The organism is Arthrobacter sp. NPDC056886 (assembly GCF_042788715.1).
Taxonomy (GTDB): Bacteria; Actinomycetota; Actinomycetes; order Actinomycetales; family Micrococcaceae; genus Arthrobacter.
This window is the reverse complement of record NZ_JBHUBT010000003.1, coordinates 406512-425784: the sequence shown is the minus strand read 5'-3', so window position 1 is coordinate 425784 and position 19273 is coordinate 406512. Positions and strand designations below refer to the sequence as shown.

Genomic DNA, 19273 nt, shown 5'->3' with positions numbered 1-19273 from the left:
GCATTCCCTTTTCGTTGCGCAAAGCTAGACCCGCAAATACCGGCGGAGGGTCAGCAGGGAGGACGTCCCGGCCAGGACGACGCCCAGGCCAATCAGGGCAGGAGCCAGGATCAGGGTCTGCCCTGGCGAGATGAACGCGGTGTCCGGATACTGCTTGGACAGGACTTCACCGAGGAAGAAGTGGGCCACGGCCCACAGGGTGACGGAGGCCAGGGCGGCGCCGATCACCGCGGCGATGACGCCTTCGAGGATGAACGGCAGTTGGATGACCATCTTGGACGCGCCCACCAGGCGCATGATCCCGGTTTCCCGGCGGCGGCTGAACGCGGACAGCCGGATGGTGGTTGCGATCAGCAGGATGGCGCAAACAATCATGACGCCGGCGACGCTCACGGCTACCAGGGACGCCGCGTTCATCGCCGAGAACAACCGCTCCAGCAGCTGCCGCTGGTCGATCACTGTCTCCACGCCGGCCTGGGAGGAGAAGGTCTCGCTGATGATCTCGTACTTCTCCGGGTCCTTCATGTTGATCCGGAATGAGGCCGGAAGCTGGTCCGGGGTCACCGAGTCAACGATCGGGGAATTGGAGAACTGTTCTTTGAAGTGCTTGTAGGCGTCGTCTTTGGACTCGTACTGGAAGTCGTTGACGTACTGGGCCACCGCGGGCGACTGCAGCAGCTTGCGCAGGTTGTCCTCCTGCTCCGGCGTCGCCGGGCCGGTGGCGCAGCCGGGCGCCGTCGAACCGTCACTGCAGAGGAAGATGGCCACCTGGACTTTGTCGTACCAGTAGCCCTTCATCTGGTTGATCTGCAGCTGCAGCATGCCGGCGGCGCCGACGAAGGTCAGGGACACGAAGGTCACCAGGATCACGGAGATCACCATGGACAGGTTGCGGCGCAGGCCGCTGCCGATCTCGCTCAGGACGAATGCAAGCCTCACGCCTGGGCCTCCCCTGCGGTGCGGAGCTCGGCGCGGGCTTCGGCGCGTGACCCGGCTCGGGGCGGGATGATTTGCGGTTCGTCCCGCCCGCTGGCGTCGCGGAGGCGGCGTGACTGGCCCACGATGGGAATCATGGAGGTGTAGAGAGCCTTGGCCTCGTCGCGGATCACGACGCCGTTCTTGAGCTCCACCACCCGTTTGCGCATCTCGTTGACGATGTCGTCGTCGTGCGTGGCCATCACCACGGTGGTGCCGTTCTGGTTAATCTTGTCCAGCACGCCCATGATGCCCATGGAGGTGGTGGGGTCCAGGTTTCCGGTGGGCTCATCGGCCAGCAGGATGCCGGGGCGGTTCACGACGGCGCGGGCGATCGCCACGCGCTGCTGCTCGCCGCCGGAGAGCTCGTGCGGGAGGCGGTTTTCCTTGCCCTCAAGGCCCACGGTTTTGAGGACCTCGGGGACGGTGTCGCGGATGACGCTGCGGCTCTTGCCGATGACCTGCATGGCGAAGGCGACGTTGGCGAAGACGGTTTTCTGCGGCAGCAGGCGGAAGTCCTGGAAGACGACGCCGATTCCGCGTCGCAGCCGCGGCACGCGCCAGCTGGAGATGTTGGCGACGTTCTGGCCGGCGACGTAGACGGCGCCGGAAGAGGCGCGGTCCTCCTTGAGGACCAGGCGCAGGAACGTGGATTTGCCGGAGCCGGAGGCGCCGACGAGGAAGGCGAACTCACCACGGTCGATCTCAAGGTTGATCGAATCCAGCGCCGGCCGCGCCTTCTGGTCATAGACCTTGGTGACATTTTCGAAACGGATCATGGCCCTAAGTACCCTGCAGGGTGGGGCCGCGAGGGCCCGGTTCTGCCGCCGGGGCAAGGGCTTTCGTTTGGGGGAAGTAGAGCTCCGGCCCCTCGACTATACGCACGGGTAACGGCGGAACCGCCGGAACGGCGGGGCGTGTCGCGCGATTGTCAGGGACCTCCCAGCCGGGACGCCAGTGGCAGCCCGGCGCCTACTTCTCGGCGTTGCGGTTGTCCGTCCGCCAGCGGATGCCGGCGTCGATGAAGTCGTCGATTTCGCCGTCGAACACGGCCGAGGTGTTGCCGACCTCGTACTCGGTGCGGAGATCTTTGACCATCTGGTACGGGTTCAGGACGTAGGAGCGCATCTGGTCGCCCCACGAGGCCTTGACGTCCCCGGCGAACGCCTTCTTCTCGGCGTTCTCCTGCTCCTTCTTCAGCAGCAGGAGGCGGGACTGCAGCACGCGCAGGGCGGCGGCGCGGTTCTGCAGCTGCGATTTCTCGTTCTGCATGGACACCACGGTGCCGGTGGGGATGTGGGTCAGGCGCACGGCGGAGTCCGTGGTGTTGACGGACTGGCCGCCGGGGCCGGAGGACCGGAATACGTCCACGCGGATCTCGTTGTCCGGGATGTCGATGGAGTCCGTCTGCTCGATCAGCGGGATCACTTCCACGGCGGCGAAGGAGGTCTGGCGCCGGCCCTGGTTGTCGAACGGGCTGATCCGGACCAGGCGGTGGGTGCCGGCCTCGACGCTGAGCGTGCCGAAGGCGTACGGCGCCTTGACCTCGAAGGTCGCGGACTTCAGCCCGGCTTCTTCGGCGTAGGAGGTATCCATGATGGTGGTCGGGTAGCCGTGGCGCTCGGCCCAGCGCAGGTACATCCGCAGCAGCATTTCGGCGAAGTCCGCCGCGTCTACCCCGCCTGCGCCGGCACGGATGGTCACCACGGCTTCGCGCTCGTCGAACTCGCCGGAGAGCAGGGTGACCACCTCGAGCTCGGCCAGTGACTTGCGGACTGACTCGAGTTCCGCGGCGGCTTCGCCCATGGAGTCGGCGTCGTCCTCGTCCTGGCCGAGTTCCACGAGGACCTCGAGGTCGTCGATCCGGGACGCCAGCTTGTTGAGCCGCTCGAGCTCGGTCTGCTTGTGCGAGAGCTTCGAGGTGATGACCTGTGCCGCGGCGGGGTCGTCCCACAGATTGGGTTCACCGGCCCGCTCGCTGAGCTCGGCGATGTCTTCCTTGAGCGCCTCGACGTTCGAGACGTTCTCGATGGACGCATAGGTGGCCCGCAGTGCGCGGATTTCAGCGGGAAAATCAATGTTTGCCATGGTTTTTTAAGCCTACGCTATGTGTCCTAGCCCCCTGACCCGCCCGCTTGCCCTACAGCCCGTTGACCTATCACTTTGGGTTGCCAAAAGGCCTGTTTGGCAACCCAAAGTGATAGGGCAACAGGAGTGGAGGGGGCAGTTCAGCGGCTGAGCCGGGACCGCGCCGTCGACGTCGCCTCGATCCGGATGCCGTCCGGCACCAGGAAGTTCACCACCGGCGGGTGGACGGCGGCACTCAGGACCACGACGGCGGTGGCACCGTCCGGGCTGCCCGTGGACGGCGCCACGGCCAGGCCGCTGATGCGGCCGAACGCGCCGTTGCGGCCCAGATAGTCGACGGCGGCGCTGCGCACCCTGGCCCCGCTGAGAACGGCGGTCGGTGTGCCGCCGGCGTTGCCAAGCTGGCCGAGGGTGAAGCTGTCCGCGGCGGCCACGGAGGCGCCGTCCGCGAGGGAGAGCAGTTTCTTGTGCTCGAGGTAGACGCTGGAGGCGGCCACCACGACGGTCGCGACCAGCAGGGCAATCAGAATGAAGCCGATGCTCAGCACCAGCACCTGGCCCTCTTGCCGGTGGCATCGGGGCTGGTGTCCGGGCTCGGGCTTCGGGTGTCGCGGTCCTGGGTGTCGCGGTCCTGGGTGCCGGGATGCACCGGCAGGGATTGTCACCGGAACCTTCCCACCAGCTGGGTTGCCGATGCGCTGAGCTGGCTCGCGTTCAGATGAAGTGCTTCGCTGAACGGCACGAACGGCAAGGGCACCGTGAGATGGACGGTGACCGTCACCGCCGAGCCGGGAGCCAGGCAGTCGGCCGGCTCGCAGCGGGTGTCGAAACTGGCGTTTTCCGCCGGCTGGCCGTAGTCGGCGAGCGCCAGCAACACGGCTTGCTCGGCAGCGGCCCGGCCGCTTGCCGCGTCCGGTTGGGCAACGTAAACCTTGGCGGCCTGGTCAGCGGCGCCGACCACCGCGAAGGAACCGCCCTGGATCTGGCCCACCGTGATGATGAAGTACACCAGCGGCACCATCAGCAGCACCGACAGGAAGACGAACTCGACCACGGCGCTCCCCTGCTCCGGCGAACTGCCGGCGTCGTCGACAATGGGGAGGGCAGGGTCGGGACGTAACCGTGCCCGTGACCGTTCAGGGCTGGATGGCCGCATGGCCCTTCACTTCCAAGAGGGCCCGGGGACCGATGAAGCCGATGACCGGCAAGGGTGCGCGGACTGTCACCTCCAGGGTGCGGATGCCCTGGTACGTCGATTCGCTGGTGGCCACGTCCCGCGCGAACTCGGAGTTGAGCGCCGCCGTGATCAGCTGGACCGTCCGGTCCCTGGCATCCCCGTCATTGCGGTCGGCCAGCGTGCCGTATCGGGCGCCCGAGGCGGCGGCGTCGATCAGGGTGTTCCGGACGTGAAGGACCAGCGTGAGCTGGACGATCGCGAGGAAGAGCAAGGTGAGCAACGCGCCGATCAGCACGAAGTCCACAACGGCGGCGCCGCGCTCAGCGTCGTTGCCGCGCTGCAGGGTCTTGCTGTGACGCCTGTTCCCCTCGCCCTGGGCTGCCACCGGCTACTGTCCGACCTTGTCCATGGCCTGGTTGAAGAGTCCCTCAAGCGCAGGCCCGGCGAGGGCCAGCAAGGCAGCCACGAGGACTGCGGACATCAATGTGATCATCACCCAGCCGGGGACGTCCCCTCGCTGGGGATTATCGGCTCCCCCTTCAGGGTGGTCCCCCCACCGCGGTCGCGGCGCAGCGGACCACGGCGCAGCAGACCACCTAGTCAACATGCTGAGCGCGCAGGCTACCAACGCCACCCGAGTTCCGAAGTTCTTCACGTGTCCTCTTTCCTGGTTTTGGTTCATGGATTTCTGTCATCCCGGGTTCTGATTGTCCGGATCTGAGATTTCGTGACGCTTCACTTGCGGCTCCTAAAGCCCGAGACTGATTGCTGCCAGGCCGGGGAAGACCGCGAAGATGACGGTAAGCGGGAGGACCCCGAAGACGAGCGGCACCATCATGCCGATTTCCTTCTTGCCCGCGGACTCCATGAGCTCCCTCTTGGCGGTGTCCCTGACATCCTGCGCCTGCGCCCGGAGGACGTCGGCAAGGGGCGTTCCGCGCTCGACAGCGACGATCATTCCGTCAACGAAACGGACCAGCTGCCCCTGATTGGTCCTGGCCGAGAACTCGTGGAGGGCCTCCACGAGCGGTTTGCCGGATCTGGTCTCGGCGAGGACACGGGAAAATTCCTGTGACAGCTCACCCTGGGCGCTCCGGCAGACCCTGTCCAGCGCACCGGTGGCGCTCTCTCCGGCGCTGACCGCCAGGGCCATGAGTTCGGCGATGCTGGGAAACTCCGCCATCATCCGCGTCTCCCGTTTCTTGATGTGCGCGCCCAACAGGTAGTCCCGGAGCAGGAACCCGCCGACGGCGCTTCCCACGACGGCCACGACCGCGACGAACGGGCTGAAGCGGCCGATCGAGCCGGCGAGCGCCACAACGCCCACGGCGAGGATGAAGCCGCCAGCCGCCCAGAGGAGCTGCTCAGCCCGGAAATCCACTGCTGTCTTGGCGCTGCCGGCACGCGCCAGTCGGCGGTTCAATGCCGTGGAGCCAAGGTTCATCCGGCCCAGGGACCTGACACCGTCCTGGATCGCAGGGCGGAGGATTCGTTCCAGCGGCCCAAACGGCGTGAGGTTCCTCGGGGCCGCGCGCAGGAGCCGGGATTCCAGGTTGTGGGTCCTCAACTGCGGGCCGATACGTTCGACGAACGTCGTCGGGCGCATGAAGGGAAGCCGGACGAGGAACAGCCAGAGACCTGCCCCGAGCACGGCCCCGCACAGCGTGGCGCCCGCCATCAACCCCGTCATCGGAGGACCCGCTGCTCTTCCGGCAGCGCACCGATTCGCAGCATGACGGCGTAGGACACCAGGGAGATCGCGAGGCCGCCCAGAAGAACCGCAGCGCCAACCGGGGTGTTGTACGCCATCACAGCCTCAGGACGGCTGGCCAGCAACACCAGGACAATCCAGGGCGCAGCAACGGCCAAACGGGCGGCGTTGACGGTCCAGGATTGCCGTGCTTCCAGTTCGCTCCGGGTCCGAGCGTTCTCCCGCAGGAACTCCGCGAGGGTGCCCAACAGCCGCCCGAGGTCCGAGCCGCCCACCTCGCGGGTGAGCCGGAGGGCCTCGACGATCCGATCCGCCACGGGATCGGCCAGCCGGTCTTTGAGCCGGGTGAGCGAGGGATCGAATTGACCTCCCGACCGGTAGTCGGAGCCGAAGTCCACAAAAACGTGGCGAAGCTCCACCGGGCCCTTGTCGCCAAGCTGGATGAGAGCCTCCGGGAGTGACAGGCCGGCCCTGATGGCTGAGCGCAGATGATCAACGACGTCGGGCCAGAGCTGGCGGAGGACGGCCGTGCGCTTTCTTGCACGCCATCGGACCATCGCCATCGGCAGCCAGCCGCCAAACAGGCCAAAGCATCCCGCGATGGGCCACGAGCCGGTAACTGCGAAGAATCCCAGGGTTGTGAATGTCCCGACCCCGAGGCACGAGGCGAGCAGCCCCGCCGCGCTGACTTTTTCGATGCCCGCCGACCGCAGGAGGTCCTCAAGCCGACTGGTCCGGGACTTGCGCTGCACGCCCGCCGGCTTCTCCCACGCGGACCACCAGATCAGCAGGAGGCCGGCTCCACCCAGCATCCCCAGGAGCGGCGCCATCAGCGCTGCTCCAGCAGCGCCGCGACGTCGTACCCCGAACGGGCAAACTTTTCCGCGGCGGGCATGGAGTTGGCCTTGGGCAGAAGCTGCCCGTCCGACATCGTGAAGACCATGGAGGATTCGATGATCCCGTTTTCCACCCGGCGGCCCAGTGACAGGATCTCGGTGACCTGCCGGCGCCCGTTGGCGTGCCTGCTGCAATGGACCACCAGATCGATGCAGGAAGCGACGGTGGGAACTACGAACGCACTGGAGATGTTGTCGCCGGCGAGCAAAGGCAGAGTGCAGATCTTTGTCACGGCATCGTGGGCGGAGTTGGCGTGCACGGTGCACATCCCCGGCAGTCCGGAATTCAAAGCAATGAGCATGTCCAGGCTCTCGGCCTCCCGAACCTCCCCGACCACCAGCCGGTCGGGCCGCATCCGTAAGGCCTCCTTGACCAGCCGGCGCAGTGGAATCTGCCCTTGCCCCTCCAGGTTCGGCTGCCGGCACTGTAGACCGACGACGTCGCGAAGCGGAAGCTGCAGCTCGAAGATTTCCTCCACGGTGATGACTCGCTCGCGGGTGCCGATGCTCGCGGCGAGGCAGTTGAGCATTGTGGTTTTGCCTGCCTGGGTGGCGCCAGAGACCAGGATGTTGAGGCCGCTCGCGACGGCCGCGCCGAGGAACCTGGCCGCCTGCGGGGTCAGCGTTCCCAGCTCCACCAGGTGTTCCAGCCGGCTGGCCTTCACCACGAACTTGCGGATATTGATGGCCCAGTGACGCCGGGTGACATCCGGAATCACCACATGGAGGCGGGACCCGTCGGGGAGGGCCGCATCCACGAACGGGGAGGACATGTCCAGCCGCCGGCCGGAGCTCTTGAGCATCCGCTCCACGAGGTCACGGACCTGCCGATCCGTCAGCGACACGGACGTCAGTTCCGATTCGCCGTCGCGCGCCACGTAGATCTCATTCGGCGCATTGAGCCAGATTTCCTCGATGCCCGGATCGTCCAGAAGCGGCTGAAGCGCGCCAAACCCCGCCACAGCGTCGAAGACGAATCTCCGGGCCTGCTCCAGCGGGCCGATGGGCGGCAGCGGCGCGAGCAGCGCCCGCTCGTCGTAGTCGCTGATCGCCTCCTCCACGAGGCGGCGCACTTCGCCGCCCTGCCGCAGCGGATCCAGGCCACGGCGACGGATCAACTCACGGACTTCGTCTTCGACGATGCGCACAGCTTCCACGGTGCCCCCCACATGACCGCTACCCCTCCCCCTGGGGCAGTGCAACTGGGGTTAAAGCTAGAGGAGGCGAGGCGTTCCGACAAGGGCGTCAAACGCCGCTTGTGGATAAGTCCGCGGCAGCGGACCAGCATCACCCGCCTCAGCCCGCTCGACTAGACTCGGACACTAGCCAAAAGAAAGGTCGCAAGTGCCACAGCTGAGCGTGCTGATCCCTGTCAAGGACGGGATGCCCTACCTGAAGTCAACCGTTGCCAGCACCCTGCGCGCGATGCCGCGGGACTCCGAACTGCTTGTTCTGGACGACGGCAGCACCGACGGCACCGAGGCCTTCCTCGCCAGCTTGGGTGACAAGCGGCTCAAGGTCTTCCGCAATGAGCAGTCAGCGGGTGTGGCTGCTGCTTCGACCGCCCTGCTCTCGCACGCAAGCGGCGAACACGTCGCCCGCATCGACGGCGACGATATCTGCCTGCCATGGAGGTTCGCCGTCCAGCGCCGCGCCCTCGAGAGCGTGGACATGGTCTTCTCGCAGGCCCTCATGATCAACGCCAAGAATGTCCCGTTCAGGCCACGCTTCGAGCCGGGGATTTCCGCTGAGGCCATGCCGCTGCATCTGCTGCTGACAAACGTGCTGATGAACCCGACGATGTACGCCTCCCGCGCCGCCCTGGAATCGCTCGGCGGGTACCAGGCCACCCCGGCAGAGGACTACGACCTGTGGCTTCGTGCCGCGACGGCAGGTCTGCGCATGCGCCGCATCCCGCGGCTGCCAACCATTGCCTACCGCCGCCACCAGACCCAGCTGAGCCAGACCCGGGCCTGGTCGGACGAGAACGGCGACAAGATCCTCGCGGAATCGTTCAGCAAGCTGGCCGCGGACCGGCTCGGGTTCCACGGATCCGCCGCCACCATCCTGTACAACCGGCCGGCGGCGGGAAAGCCGTACCCGGAGGACCCGGACATTGCCGAGTTCGTCCGTTGCATGATGGAGGCGGCAAGCCGGCTTGGCGAGAGCGACCGGCGCGGCGTCGAGGCGCGGCTGACAGCCATCTACCGCGTCTGACCAGATTGGCGGAAGGCTGACGCCTCTGACGAGCGTGGCGGAAGGCTACCGCCTCTGACGAGGCGCGGCTGACAGCCAGCTACCGCGTCTGACCAGGGGGGCGGAAGCCTAGTCGGCCTGGACGCCGGCGGTCTCGGCAACCGCGGCGTAGCCCTGGGGGTTCCTGCTTTGCCAGCGCCAGTGGTCCTCGCACATCTGTGCCAGGCTGCGGTGCGCGGACCAGCCCAGATCCGCCAAGGCGGCCGAAGGGTCGGCGTAGCTGACGGCGGCGTCGCCGGGACGGCGGGGCGCGAATTCGTAGGGCACCGGGTGCCCGGCCGCCGTGCCGAACGCCGCGATGACTTCGAGCACCGAGGAGCCCCGGCCGGTGCCAAGGTTCCAGCGGAACACCCCTGCTCTGTTGCTGAGGTAGCCCAGGGCGGCCAGGTGGCCTGCGGCAAGGTCCATCACGTGGATGTAGTCCCGCACTCCGGTGCCATCCGGCGTCGGGTAGTCGTTGCCGAACACCATCACTTTTTCGCGGCGCCCCACGGCCACCTGTGCCACAAACGGGAGCAGGTTGTTGGGGATGCCGGTGGGGTCCTCGCCGATCAGGCCGGACTCGTGGGCGCCAACCGGGTTGAAGTAGCGCAGCAGGGCGATGCTCCAGCGGGGATCGGCGGCCGCCAGGTCGGAGAGGATGTCCTCGATCTGTTCCTTGGTGCGGCCGTAGGGGTTGGTGGCATCCAGCGGCGCCTTCTCGATGAGGGGAACTTCATCCGAGGCGCCGTAGACGGTGGCGGAGGAGCTGAAGACGAGGCGGCGTACCCCGGCGGCGTCCATGCTGTGCAACAGGTTGAGGGTGCCGACGACATTGTTCTGGTAGTACATCAGGGGTTTCTCGACGGACTCCCCCACGGCCTTGAGCCCGGCGAAGTGGATCACTGCCTCGAAGCCGCCCTCGGCAAAAACGGCGTCCACGCCGGGACCGTCAAGAAGGTCGACCTTCCGGAAGTCCACGATCTTGCCCGTGAGCTGCTCCACGCGGCGCAGGGACTCCGGGTTTGAATTCAGCAGGTTGTCGAGGACCACAACCTCGTGCCCCGCTTCAAGGAGGGAGAGCGTTGTGTGGGACCCGATGTAGCCGGCGCCGCCGGTAACCAATACCTTCATGCATGACAGCTTAGAAGGATCGGGCGGCCACTGCGAACTCGACCCGGGCCTGCCGAGCCAGCGCCCCGATAGCCGAACGGCTCCCGGAGAGCCTACTAATTTCAGGCCGCGAGTGGTACCTTCGATCCCACTCGCCACATGAGCAACATCAGGACGGTGCTAGGGTGAGCGCGATAAGTCAGACATTCTCATCGTTCGGTGGTTCCCTCTCGGATCCGAACATACCCGAGACAAATATGCAGCGCTCGCGAAGCGCACCATCGTTCCGGAGCAGATCATGAAGCGAACCCACCTTCCCCACAGCAATGATTTCGGCAGACGCGCCGGGAGCGCATTGTTGCTTGTTTCGCTGTTGGCCGGTCCCGGACTGGCAGCGCCCTCCACAGCGGCCGAGCCACCGAGCCCAACAGTCGCGACGCCGACGTCGGCCCCTACTTCCGTGCCCACCCCGACGCCAACACCCGCTGCGACAGCCGCTGCGGCTGCGACGCCGAAGGTGTCGGCGACCGCGACGCCGACGCCGACCAGCCGGGCAACGACGCTGACGGCTCCCGCACCAACCACCACTGCCCCGACTCCGGATCCGTCCGCACGCACCGGCACACGCGATAAGGCCGCAATGGCTGCGGCGATCGGCCCAGGCGGCGCCGAGATGGGGCAACGATCGGCCCGCGTGACGGGGACGGCTGCCGCAGGTCCCGGCACTGCCAGCAAGTCCCTGACCACCGAAGCTGTGGCAACAGAAGACACCTGGAAGCCGACGTTCGGCATTCAGGGTCTTGATGTCAGCGGCCATCAACCCTCGGTCGACTGGCAGCAGCAGTGGGACATGGGGGCTCGTTTCGCCTATGTCAAGGCAACAGAAGGCAACTATTTCTCAAGCGAGACCTTCGCCTCCCAGTATCAAGGTTCCCGCAGTATTGGGATGGTCCGCGGCGCCTACCACTTCGCGATTCCCAATTGGTCCTCAGGGGCGGACCAAGCACGCTACTTCGTTCAGAATGGTGGCGGGTGGAGTGCGGACGGTTACACGCTGCCACCGGTACTCGATTTTGAATTCAACCCCTATGCCGGCCGCACCATCAATGGCTTCTACTTTGGAAACAGCTGCTATGACATGTCTCCTGCCCAGCTGACATCCTGGGTGCGAGACTTTGGGAACACCATGGTCTCCCTAACGGGACGCTTGCCCGTGATTTACACCAACACATCATGGTGGAAGCAGTGCACGGCAGATGCACCGGGGTTCGGGGACTACCCGCTATGGGTGGCCTCCTACCCGTTAGCCCCCTCGAACAACGTCGGACCCATACCCTCAAGTTGGAGCAACTTCAGCATCTGGCAGTACAGCAGCACGGGGCCGTTCACAGGTGACTCGAATGTTTGGAACGGAGACTACGCCGGCCTGAAGCGTTACGCGGCTGGATACGGCGTCACCGGAGGAATAGCGTCCGCATGGGCCGCAGCTGGGGGCGGTGGCGGGAAACTCGGGTACCCAACGAGCAACGAGATCTGCGGCCTGACCGGCGGTGGCTGCTACCAGCGCTTCCAAGGCGGCACCATCCACTGGTCGCCGGCCTCCGGCGCCTCCGCCACCTGGGGCGCCATCGGCACGACCTGGGGCACCCTGGGCTACGAAAACGGCAAACTCGGCTACCCCGTCACCAACGAGATCTGCGGCCTGACCGGCGGCGGCTGCTACCAGCGCTTCCAAGGCGGCACCATCCACTGGTCGCCGGCCACCGGCGCCTCCGCCACCTGGGGCGCCATCCGTGCCACCTGGGCAAGCCTGGGCTCTGAGAAAAGCAAACTCGGCTACCCGATCGGCAAGGAAACCTGCGGCCTGACCGGCGGCGGCTGCTACCAGCGCTTCCAAGGCGGCACTATCCACTGGTCGCCCGCTTCCGGCGCCTTCGCCACCTGGGGCGGCATCCGTGCCACCTGGGCGGGCCTGGGCTCCGAGAAAAGCAAACTCGGCTACCCGACCGGCAAGGAAATCTGCGGCCTGACCGGCGGCGGCTGCTACCAGACGTTCCAGGGCGGCACCATGCACTGGTCGCCCGCCACCCGCGCTTTCGCCACCTGGGGCGGCATCCGTGCCACCTGGGGCGCCCTGGGCTACGAAAAAGGCAAACTCGGCTACCCCGTCACCAACGAGATCTGTGGCCTGACCGGCGGCGGCTGCTACCAGACGTTCCGGGGCGGCACCATCCACTGGTCGCCCGCCACCGGCGCTCGCGCCACCTGGGGCGGCATCCGTGCCACCTGGGGCGCCCTGGGCTACGAAAAAAGCAAACTCGGCTACCCCATCACCAACGAGATCTGCGGCCTGACCGGCGGCGGCTGCTACCAAGGCTTCCAGGGCGGTACCGTCCACTGGTCGCCCACCACCGGCGCCCACGCCACTTGGGGCGCCATCCGTGCCACTTGGGGCGCCTTGGGCTACGAAAAAAGCAGACTCGGCTACCCCGTCACCAACGAGATCTGCGGGCTCGCTAATGGCGGCTGCGTGCAAAATTTCCGCGGCGGCACCATTAGCCGTACAGATGCGGCGGGCATCAAAGTTTCCTATAAGTGAATCTGTACCAGAAGCCAGCGTGCCGCTCGGGGCGAGAGTCGCCGGAGCCGACCATCGACGGCTGATTCCCACACGTCACTTTTAGATCAGAGACACCACCGGCCACTCTGGTATCACAGTGGATCCGGTGCTATCGTTTCGGCGTCAGGACCCAGCGAATTGACTTATCGGCTTCCGACTCGCGGATGTCCGGTCATGGTGAACTAGGCAGCGTGTTTCCCGGAGCACGTTTAGCGCTCCGGAGAGACACATGAAGCCGAACACGACGACCCTGTCAATACGACGCACTTTGCGGCTCAAGACCGTGGCAGTCGTGGTGGTCACCGCGGTTGCGGCGCTCAGCCTTCCAGCGCAGGCCTGGGCTCTCGAACCCGGGCCGTCGGCTTCACCGACTGCCACGGCCTTCGTGTCCGCAGGCCAAAAACCCACAGCCAGCAGTGTGGCGACGGCCGAATCCACGCAGGCACCCAGCCCGGTCCCGACGCCGGCGGCGACGGCGACGGCGGCAGCAACGGGCACCGCCCCGGGAACCATTGACATGAAGGCGCTCAACGCCGCCATCGGAGCAAACGGCGCGTACATGGGCCAGGGTCTGAAATCCCAACTGGCCGGCTCCCCGCGGTCCGCCGCTCCTTCAGCCGCGGCGGAGTCCCTGCAGATCGAAAGCACCTGGCGGGCCCCCGGCATTCAAGGCCTGGACGTGAGCGGCTACCAGCCAACGGTGAATTGGCCGGCCCAGTACTCGATGGGCGCCCGTTTCGCGTACGTGAAAGCCTCCGAAGGCCTCACCTACCGCAGCCCCGCGTTTGCTTCCCAGTACTCCGGTGCCCTGAACGCCGGCCTCATCCGCGGCGCCTATCACTTCGCGCTTCCATCCATCTCCACTGGCGCGGCGCAGGCAGACTACTTCGTCAACAGCGGCGGCGGCTGGAGCCCCGACGGGAAAACCCTGCCGCCGCTGCTGGATATCGAATACAACCCGTACAGCACTCTCGGCAACACCTGCTACAACATGAGCGCCGCCGCCATGGTCGGCTGGCTCAAGGACTTCTCCAACCGCGTACTGTCACGAACCGGCCGCCTGCCCATGATCTACACCACCGCGGGCTGGTGGTCCAAGTGCACCGGCAACTCCGGCGCCTTCGGGAACCAGCCGCTTCACCTGGCGCGCTACTCGACGTACATCGGCAATGTGCCGAACGGGTGGGGAACCTACAGCGTCTGGCAGTACAGCAGCACGGGCCCCTTCGCCGGCGACTCCAACGCCTGGAACGGAACCTACGCCAACTTACAGAAATTTGCAGCCACTGCTGACGGGGTGGTCCTGAAGCCGTCGATCATGTCAACCGGCGACGTCGTGGCCGCTGATGCCAGCGGCGCCCTGTGGGACTATCCGGCCACCGGCACAGGCAGTTTTGGTGCCCGGAAGAAGATCGGCCAAGGGTGGACCGGACTGCGGTCGATCAACGTTATCGACTGGAATGCCGACGGGGTCCTCGACGTGGTCGCTCAGTGGACATCGGGCCGAGTCAACGTCTACCTCGGTGTCGCTGCCGGCGGCTTTTTGGCAGGACCCGTACTGGCGGCTTCCGGTTGGGGCGCCTACCAGCTCACCATCGGCTACTGGCTGAGCAACAGTTACTTCCCTCAAGTCCTCACCCGGGACGACGCAGGCAATCTCACCTTCTGGCGCAACAGCTCTGGTGGAGGCCTCGGTACGGCCAGCAAAATCGGCACCGGCTGGGCCAAATTCAACGTGACGATGGTCGACTTCGACGGTGACGGCAAAGAAGATATCCTGGCCCAAGACGCCGCCGGGACCATGCGCCAGTATCGCTCCAATGGCGCTGGTGCCTTTGCCGCCGAATCGCCCCGAACCGTCGGGACCGGTTGGAACCAGATGACCAGCTTGACGGTCACGTTCTCGTTCAAGGGCTACGCGGCGACAGGCATGATGGCCCGCAGCCGTGACGGTAGCCTGCGATACTATCCCGTTCCTGGGAACTCCACCTGGGGTGCGTCCACGATCATCGGATCGGGGTGGGCGAGCTTCCTTATCGCCGGAGGCGAGAACATCAACAGCCAGGTCCCGGCCACCCCGCCAAGCCCGTCACCCGCAGGTACCCCGTCTATTAAATCCGCATCCGACATCGTCCGGGTGGACACCGCGGGCAAGCTATGGGCACACCCGGCAAATGGAGTGGGCGGTTTGGCCGCACCGCATCAGATCGGCAGCGGGTGGTCTAAGGCTAAGGCCCTCCATGTTCTCGACTGGAACAAGGACGGTGTGCCCGATGTGCTGGCACAGTGGTCCTCGGGTGCCTTGAGCGTGTACTTCGGCGCCAAGACCGGCGGATTCACCGGCCCGGTAACCCTCGCCAGCGCTGGCTTCGCCCAGACCACTCTCGTCACCGGCCGTTGGGTGAAAGCGAGCAGCTATCCGGGACTCGTCGGCTACGGAGCGGACGGCGCCCTGTACTACTGGGGCAATGTTTCCGGTCGAGCCCTCAGCGCTCCAGTGAAAATTGGGGTGGGCTGGGGTGGGCTGAAGATTGCCATGACCGACTTCGACAGCGACGGCAACCAGGATCTGCTCGCCGTCAATTCACTCGGCGCCATGCGGCTCTACCGCTCCAATGGCCAGAGCGGCTTCATTTCCGAGACCCGAAAGACTGTTGGCACAGGATGGCAGTCGTTCCGGCAGTTCTCGAGTACGGCTGGTTTTGCGGGCGCCGGATCCAAGGGTGTCATGGCTCTCCTGACGGACGGCCAACTGGCCTACTACCTTATTATCGCGGGAAGCACGTGGGGCACCCGCACCACCGCAGGAACGCTGCCGACATCGACCGCGGTCTCCATGGCGACATCCGCCTACTAGGGAACCCCTATCCGCCGGCTGCTTGCTTGGTTCTGTCTTGGGTGGGAAAGAGGAAGCGGTCCAAGTTCTTTCCCAACTTGGACCGCTTTTTCTTCTGGAGCAACGACTCAGGACACCGCGGAATCGGAGGCGGGCAGCAGGGCGCGGATCGCTGCTTCCCAGATCCCCAGCTGGGATTCCGCTGCCAGCGGCTTGGCGGCGCGGTCCGCCGCCAGCTTCCACTCCATGATCTGCTCCGGATTCAATGACCGGATCGTTGCGGCCAGCGCCGTCGGCGAGAAGTCCGGGGTGACGGTGCCAAAGCCGTACTCGTTGACGATTTGCACCATCGACGGTGAGGGCCCCACAATCACTCCTAGACGCGCCTGAACCGCCTCGAAGAACTTGTTGGGCAAAGCATTCTTCAAGTTGAATGTCGTCGGGGGGAGAAACACCAGCGAGACGTCATATTCGCTCGAGATTCGCACGAGTTCGTCATATGGCACGGGATCACGAAACTTAACCGAAGGCACGTCAGCTGCCATCTTCTTCAGCTCGGCAACGTAATCCGGCTCGTTGGGCATCACGAAAATGTCCAGTTCAATGCCGAGCGGCGCGCTGCGCATCGCCTCAATGAGGTTTTCCAGCTTCCGGTAGCGCTGCCCAGCGCCGTTATGGATCAGCCGAATGGTCCCGCCGACAGGCCGCGGCGCTCCCTCCGTGAAGGGCGCCGCGTTGGTGACCACATCCACATCCACCCCGAAATCCAGGTTGTACTGCGCCGCGATGCCCGAAGCAACGGTGGTGAGCGAGCGTGCCCGCGGCAGGTAGGTGCGGCAGAGCCACCGCATATAGGGGGCGACGAACAGGCGCCACTTGAGGTCGGCTTCCTTTTCCTTCGGCGCAAACTCATGGAGATCGGAGTGGACCCCGTACTTCGGCTCCAGTTGCACTGCCAAAGGCAGGGTGTTCAGATCATTGGCAAGAACGACATCAACGGATATCCCCGCCAGCAGCTTCCGAGCCTGCTGGACCGCGGGGATTTGGTCGTAGGCTCGACGGTAACGGCGGCCCAGCAGCCCAATCTTGTCCGAAGGCCAGCCGATGGCATCGGGCGACAAGGCAAAATGCTCATCGACGCCGTCCGGCGCGGCCCCGTACCCGCACGTGATGACGTGATATTTCCCGCTGAAGAGACCCACCTGCTTGAGCACGCGCGGGTCAGACCGGATCGGCGAAAAAGAAATGATGAGAAGTCGGGGCAAGGCAGTCATGCTTCCATCATTCCAGACCGCGAAGCCACCCCTTCACGCCAGGCCGGCTCCCGCAAGCTCCGCGGGAGTGAATGGCTGCCGCTAAAAAATGTTCCGCAGAAAGGGAATCCGCGCTGCAAGGACGGAGACGGCAAAGCTTATGACGAGGGTAGCGGCGAAGCTTGCGAAAGCCACCAAGATCGATCTGCCGTCGAAGACCGCCGGCACGTTGAGCCTGATGACCTCGAAGACCAGCAGGTGCACGAGGAACACGCCGAACGAAGCTCCGGAGAGGGTGACCAGCATCCGCCCGGTCCGGGGTGAAGGCGTGAGGCGGCTGAAAATGGACTTGCCCGAAAGGAATACCACCGCGGCCAACATCATGACGGACAGCGAGAGGTAGCTGACCGGAGACACCACGTTCAGCAGTCCTGCCTGCGCCTGGTGTCCGTACTGCCACAGACAGAGCGCAGCCACACCAAGTGCCACCACGACGGCGGCGAAAAGGGACCGGCCATTGAGCTTGACGTCCCGCAGCGCACGGCCAGCCACGAAATAGCCAACATAGGGCAGCCAGTACGTAAAGATGTTCAGGCTGATCGGCCTGGCGAAGCCCAGAGAGGCCGCGATTCCAGGCACCATATATACGAGCGCCGTGGCAGCTAAGAGGGTGGCGGCAAGAGCCCGCGCCCGCCGCTGGCCCCCGCCCTGCAGGAAGGACATGATGAGCGGAGCAACCGCGTAGAGCCCGAGAATCAACCAAAGGAAATACAGCTGGCTAAAGGTGGACCCGTCAAGGAGCAGCTGAGCCACCCTGGCAGGCGGTAGGTCTTCACCGCGCATCAGCCAGCGGACTCCAACCAGATAGACCAGGTGCCACACGATGAGAGCCGGCAGGAGCCGCACCGCCCGCTTGCGGTAAAACGATCGAGGCTCCTGGACTTGCTTTTGAGGCGCCAAAAGTAGTGCGCCGGAGATCATCACGAAAACCGGCACGACCCACACAAAGGGGATATCCATGCCGGCGGCCAGCCACCAGTTGCGAGACTGGGGCTCCGAGTGCCCCAAGACGTAGGCAAAGAGGTGGATCGCTACGACACCACAGATACTAAGAATTCTCAGGATGTCCAGAGAATAGTCGCGGGTCGAAGCGACCGCCGCGCTATCTTCCGGGCGCGACCTGAGAACCGTCACTCGGCCTCCCGCATCCGTTCCGAGAACAAGGTGGACGTGGACTGTTGCCCATCCTTGAGCCAGGGCCGGGGGGTTTCGTCAATGGCGATCCGCCGGGAAAGTTGGGTGAGCGTGGTCTCCATGTGCCGGAAGCGCTGGTAGGTCGTGGCCATGAAAACCATGAAGCTGACGATCAGCCCGTAGAGGACCAGGTCTGTGCCACGGCCGATGCCCAGGGAACGGGCGAGCATGGTCAGCAGTTCCGGGAAGAAAATCGACAACGCGGCCACAACCGCGAAAATCACCAGCATGATCCGGCGGATGGCCAGGTGCCGGGCATTGGATCCACCCCGCATGAGCGCGAGGGAGACGACAATGACCGCCAGTACGAGAACTATTTGGACTATGATCTGCAATTTCTCACCTAAACAGAAGGTCAGCGATGATGTTGACGGAGTTCAGCAAGGACTGGCCTTTTGCCTTTGAGTAATCGGTGTAGATGATCTCGACAGGGTGCTCCACCCAGCGCGGTTTGATCTCGGAGACCTGATGGATCAACTCGGAGGCGTGCGCCATCCTGTTCTGGGTGAGGTGGATCTTGCGGGCGACGTCCGGTCCAATGGCGCGCAGCCCGTTGTGCGCGTCGGTCAGCGCCATTCCGGTCGCCAGCCGGGACTGGACCGCAGCGGTCCGCAGCACCAGGCGCTTTGCCGGGGAAAGTTTCGTCCGGCCGTCCAGGAACCGTGAGCCCAGAACCAGGTCGGCTTCGCCTGTCCGCACACGGTCAGCCATTGCTTTGGCGTCCTCAACCCGGTGCTGGCCGTCGGCGTCGAACGTCACGATGCAGTCAAGTTCAGGATCTTGCAGCGCATACTCGAAACCCGTCTGCAGTGCGGCACCCTGGCCCAGGTTGACCGGGTGCTGGACGACGATCGCGCCGGCCTGCCTGGCCACATCCTGCGAGCCATCGCTGCTTCCGTCATCGACGCACACGACATTCGGAAACTCTTTGCGGATTCCGTCGATAACCCCGCCAACGACGGAGGCCTCGTTGTACATAGGTATGACTATCCAAGTGCGACTCACCCATCAAGTATTCCACAGTCGCCACCGCCGAATTGGGCGTCCCGGCGCTGCGCCCACCGGGGCCCGTAAAAGGAGCCCAGGTAGCAGCCCGCGTAGTATGGAAAGGATTC

The 19273-nt window shown here is 65.1% G+C and carries 18 protein-coding genes; 3 read left to right on the top strand and 15 right to left on the bottom strand.

All coding sequences use genetic code 11. From position 1 onward, the window contains the following. Positions 1-24: 24 nt before the first annotated feature. From ftsX to ACFRJ8_RS07620, 10 genes are all read right to left on the bottom strand, one after another. On the bottom strand, positions 25-939 hold the full coding sequence (gene ftsX / locus ACFRJ8_RS07665) for a permease-like cell division protein FtsX (protein ID WP_377985510.1): 915 nt from the start codon (positions 937-939) through the stop codon (positions 25-27). Then, complete coding sequence (gene ftsE / locus ACFRJ8_RS07660; protein ID WP_377985509.1) at positions 936-1754, bottom strand: cell division ATP-binding protein FtsE; 819 nt, start codon at positions 1752-1754, stop codon at positions 936-938. The genes ftsX and ftsE overlap by 4 nt, the downstream gene beginning before the upstream one ends. Before the next feature lie 193 nt (positions 1755-1947). Further along, positions 1948-3063: a peptide chain release factor 2 gene (prfB, locus tag ACFRJ8_RS07655; protein WP_277522971.1), complete on the bottom strand. Its 1116-nt coding sequence runs from the start codon at positions 3061-3063 to the stop codon at positions 1948-1950. A 140-nt stretch (positions 3064-3203) separates the two neighbouring features. Continuing rightward, positions 3204-3617, bottom strand: a complete 414-nt coding sequence (locus ACFRJ8_RS07650) for a pilus assembly protein TadG-related protein (protein WP_377985508.1) — start codon at positions 3615-3617, stop codon at positions 3204-3206. Positions 3618-3724: 107 nt separating this feature from the next. Then, complete coding sequence (locus tag ACFRJ8_RS07645; RefSeq protein WP_377985507.1) at positions 3725-4117, bottom strand: hypothetical protein; 393 nt, start codon at positions 4115-4117, stop codon at positions 3725-3727. Between the two features lie 82 nt (positions 4118-4199). Further along, positions 4200-4583, bottom strand: a complete 384-nt coding sequence (locus ACFRJ8_RS07640) for a TadE family protein (RefSeq protein ID WP_377985594.1) — start codon at positions 4581-4583, stop codon at positions 4200-4202. 45 nt (positions 4584-4628) lie between these two features. After that, positions 4629-4847 carry a hypothetical protein gene (locus ACFRJ8_RS07635; protein WP_377985593.1) on the bottom strand — a complete coding sequence of 73 codons (219 nt, stop codon included), beginning with the start codon at positions 4845-4847 and terminating at the stop codon, positions 4629-4631. 141 nt (positions 4848-4988) lie between these two features. Continuing rightward, on the bottom strand, positions 4989-5930 hold the full coding sequence (locus tag ACFRJ8_RS07630) for a type II secretion system F family protein (protein WP_377985506.1): 942 nt from the start codon (positions 5928-5930) through the stop codon (positions 4989-4991). Continuing rightward, a complete protein-coding gene (locus ACFRJ8_RS07625; RefSeq protein ID WP_377985505.1) occupies positions 5927-6781 on the bottom strand; it encodes a type II secretion system F family protein in 855 nt (284 codons plus the stop codon). Before ACFRJ8_RS07625 ends, ACFRJ8_RS07630 begins: the two co-directional genes overlap by 4 nt. Continuing rightward, positions 6781-8004, bottom strand: coding sequence for a CpaF family protein (locus ACFRJ8_RS07620; protein WP_377985504.1), 1224 nt, complete (start codon positions 8002-8004; stop codon positions 6781-6783). Before ACFRJ8_RS07620 ends, ACFRJ8_RS07625 begins: the two co-directional genes overlap by 1 nt. A 187-nt stretch (positions 8005-8191) precedes the next feature. Between ACFRJ8_RS07620 and ACFRJ8_RS07615 the strand changes: the two genes are divergently transcribed. Next, positions 8192-9064, top strand: a complete 873-nt coding sequence (locus ACFRJ8_RS07615) for a glycosyltransferase family 2 protein (RefSeq protein ID WP_377985503.1) — start codon at positions 8192-8194, stop codon at positions 9062-9064. 108 nt (positions 9065-9172) lie between these two features. Here the strand turns inward: ACFRJ8_RS07615 and galE are convergent, their stop codons facing one another. After that, positions 9173-10216: a UDP-glucose 4-epimerase GalE gene (galE, locus tag ACFRJ8_RS07610; RefSeq protein WP_377985502.1), complete on the bottom strand. Its 1044-nt coding sequence runs from the start codon at positions 10214-10216 to the stop codon at positions 9173-9175. 619 nt (positions 10217-10835) lie between these two features. Here galE and ACFRJ8_RS07605 point away from each other — a divergent pair. Further along, the gene (locus ACFRJ8_RS07605; RefSeq protein ID WP_377985501.1) at positions 10836-12794 is read left to right on the top strand and encodes a GH25 family lysozyme; all 1959 of its coding nucleotides are present in this window, start codon (positions 10836-10838) and stop codon (positions 12792-12794) included. Between the two features lie 250 nt (positions 12795-13044). After that, positions 13045-15672, top strand: coding sequence for a GH25 family lysozyme (locus ACFRJ8_RS07600; RefSeq protein WP_377985500.1), 2628 nt, complete (start codon positions 13045-13047; stop codon positions 15670-15672). Positions 15673-15779: 107 nt separating this feature from the next. On the opposite strand, the gene ACFRJ8_RS07595 is transcribed toward ACFRJ8_RS07600, so the two are convergent. The 4 genes from ACFRJ8_RS07595 to ACFRJ8_RS07580 form a co-directional block, all read right to left on the bottom strand. After that, complete coding sequence (locus ACFRJ8_RS07595; RefSeq protein ID WP_377985499.1) at positions 15780-16925, bottom strand: glycosyltransferase family 1 protein; 1146 nt, start codon at positions 16923-16925, stop codon at positions 15780-15782. An 81-nt stretch (positions 16926-17006) separates the two neighbouring features. Continuing rightward, positions 17007-18098, bottom strand: coding sequence for an acyltransferase (locus tag ACFRJ8_RS07590; protein WP_377985498.1), 1092 nt, complete (start codon positions 18096-18098; stop codon positions 17007-17009). Beyond that, entirely contained in the window at positions 18095-18493 is a 399-nt protein-coding gene (locus tag ACFRJ8_RS07585; RefSeq protein WP_377985497.1) for a DUF2304 domain-containing protein, read from the bottom strand. The genes ACFRJ8_RS07590 and ACFRJ8_RS07585 overlap by 4 nt, the downstream gene beginning before the upstream one ends. Positions 18494-18497: 4 nt before the next feature. Then, positions 18498-19136, bottom strand: coding sequence for a glycosyltransferase family 2 protein (locus tag ACFRJ8_RS07580; protein ID WP_377985496.1), 639 nt, complete (start codon positions 19134-19136; stop codon positions 18498-18500). Positions 19137-19273 lie beyond the last annotated feature (137 nt).

Coding starts and splice junctions, on each gene's coding strand:
- ftsE (WP_377985509.1), bottom strand. CDS start 1,754: ATGATCCGTTTCGAAAATGTCACCAAGGTCTATGACCAGAAGGCGCGG.
- prfB (WP_277522971.1), bottom strand. CDS start 3,063: ATGGCAAACATTGATTTTCCCGCTGAAATCCGCGCACTGCGGGCCACC.
- ACFRJ8_RS07635 (WP_377985593.1), bottom strand. CDS start 4,847: ATGTTGACTAGGTGGTCTGCTGCGCCGTGGTCCGCTGCGCCGCGACCG.
- ACFRJ8_RS07630 (WP_377985506.1), bottom strand. CDS start 5,930: ATGACGGGGTTGATGGCGGGCGCCACGCTGTGCGGGGCCGTGCTCGGG.
- ACFRJ8_RS07625 (WP_377985505.1), bottom strand. CDS start 6,781: ATGGCGCCGCTCCTGGGGATGCTGGGTGGAGCCGGCCTCCTGCTGATC.
- galE (WP_377985502.1), bottom strand. CDS start 10,216: ATGAAGGTATTGGTTACCGGCGGCGCCGGCTACATCGGGTCCCACACA.
- ACFRJ8_RS07605 (WP_377985501.1), top strand. CDS start 10,836: ATGGCTGCGGCGATCGGCCCAGGCGGCGCCGAGATGGGGCAACGATCG.
- ACFRJ8_RS07600 (WP_377985500.1), top strand. CDS start 13,045: ATGAAGCCGAACACGACGACCCTGTCAATACGACGCACTTTGCGGCTC.
- ACFRJ8_RS07595 (WP_377985499.1), bottom strand. CDS start 16,925: ATGACTGCCTTGCCCCGACTTCTCATCATTTCTTTTTCGCCGATCCGG.
- ACFRJ8_RS07580 (WP_377985496.1), bottom strand. CDS start 19,136: ATGTACAACGAGGCCTCCGTCGTTGGCGGGGTTATCGACGGAATCCGC.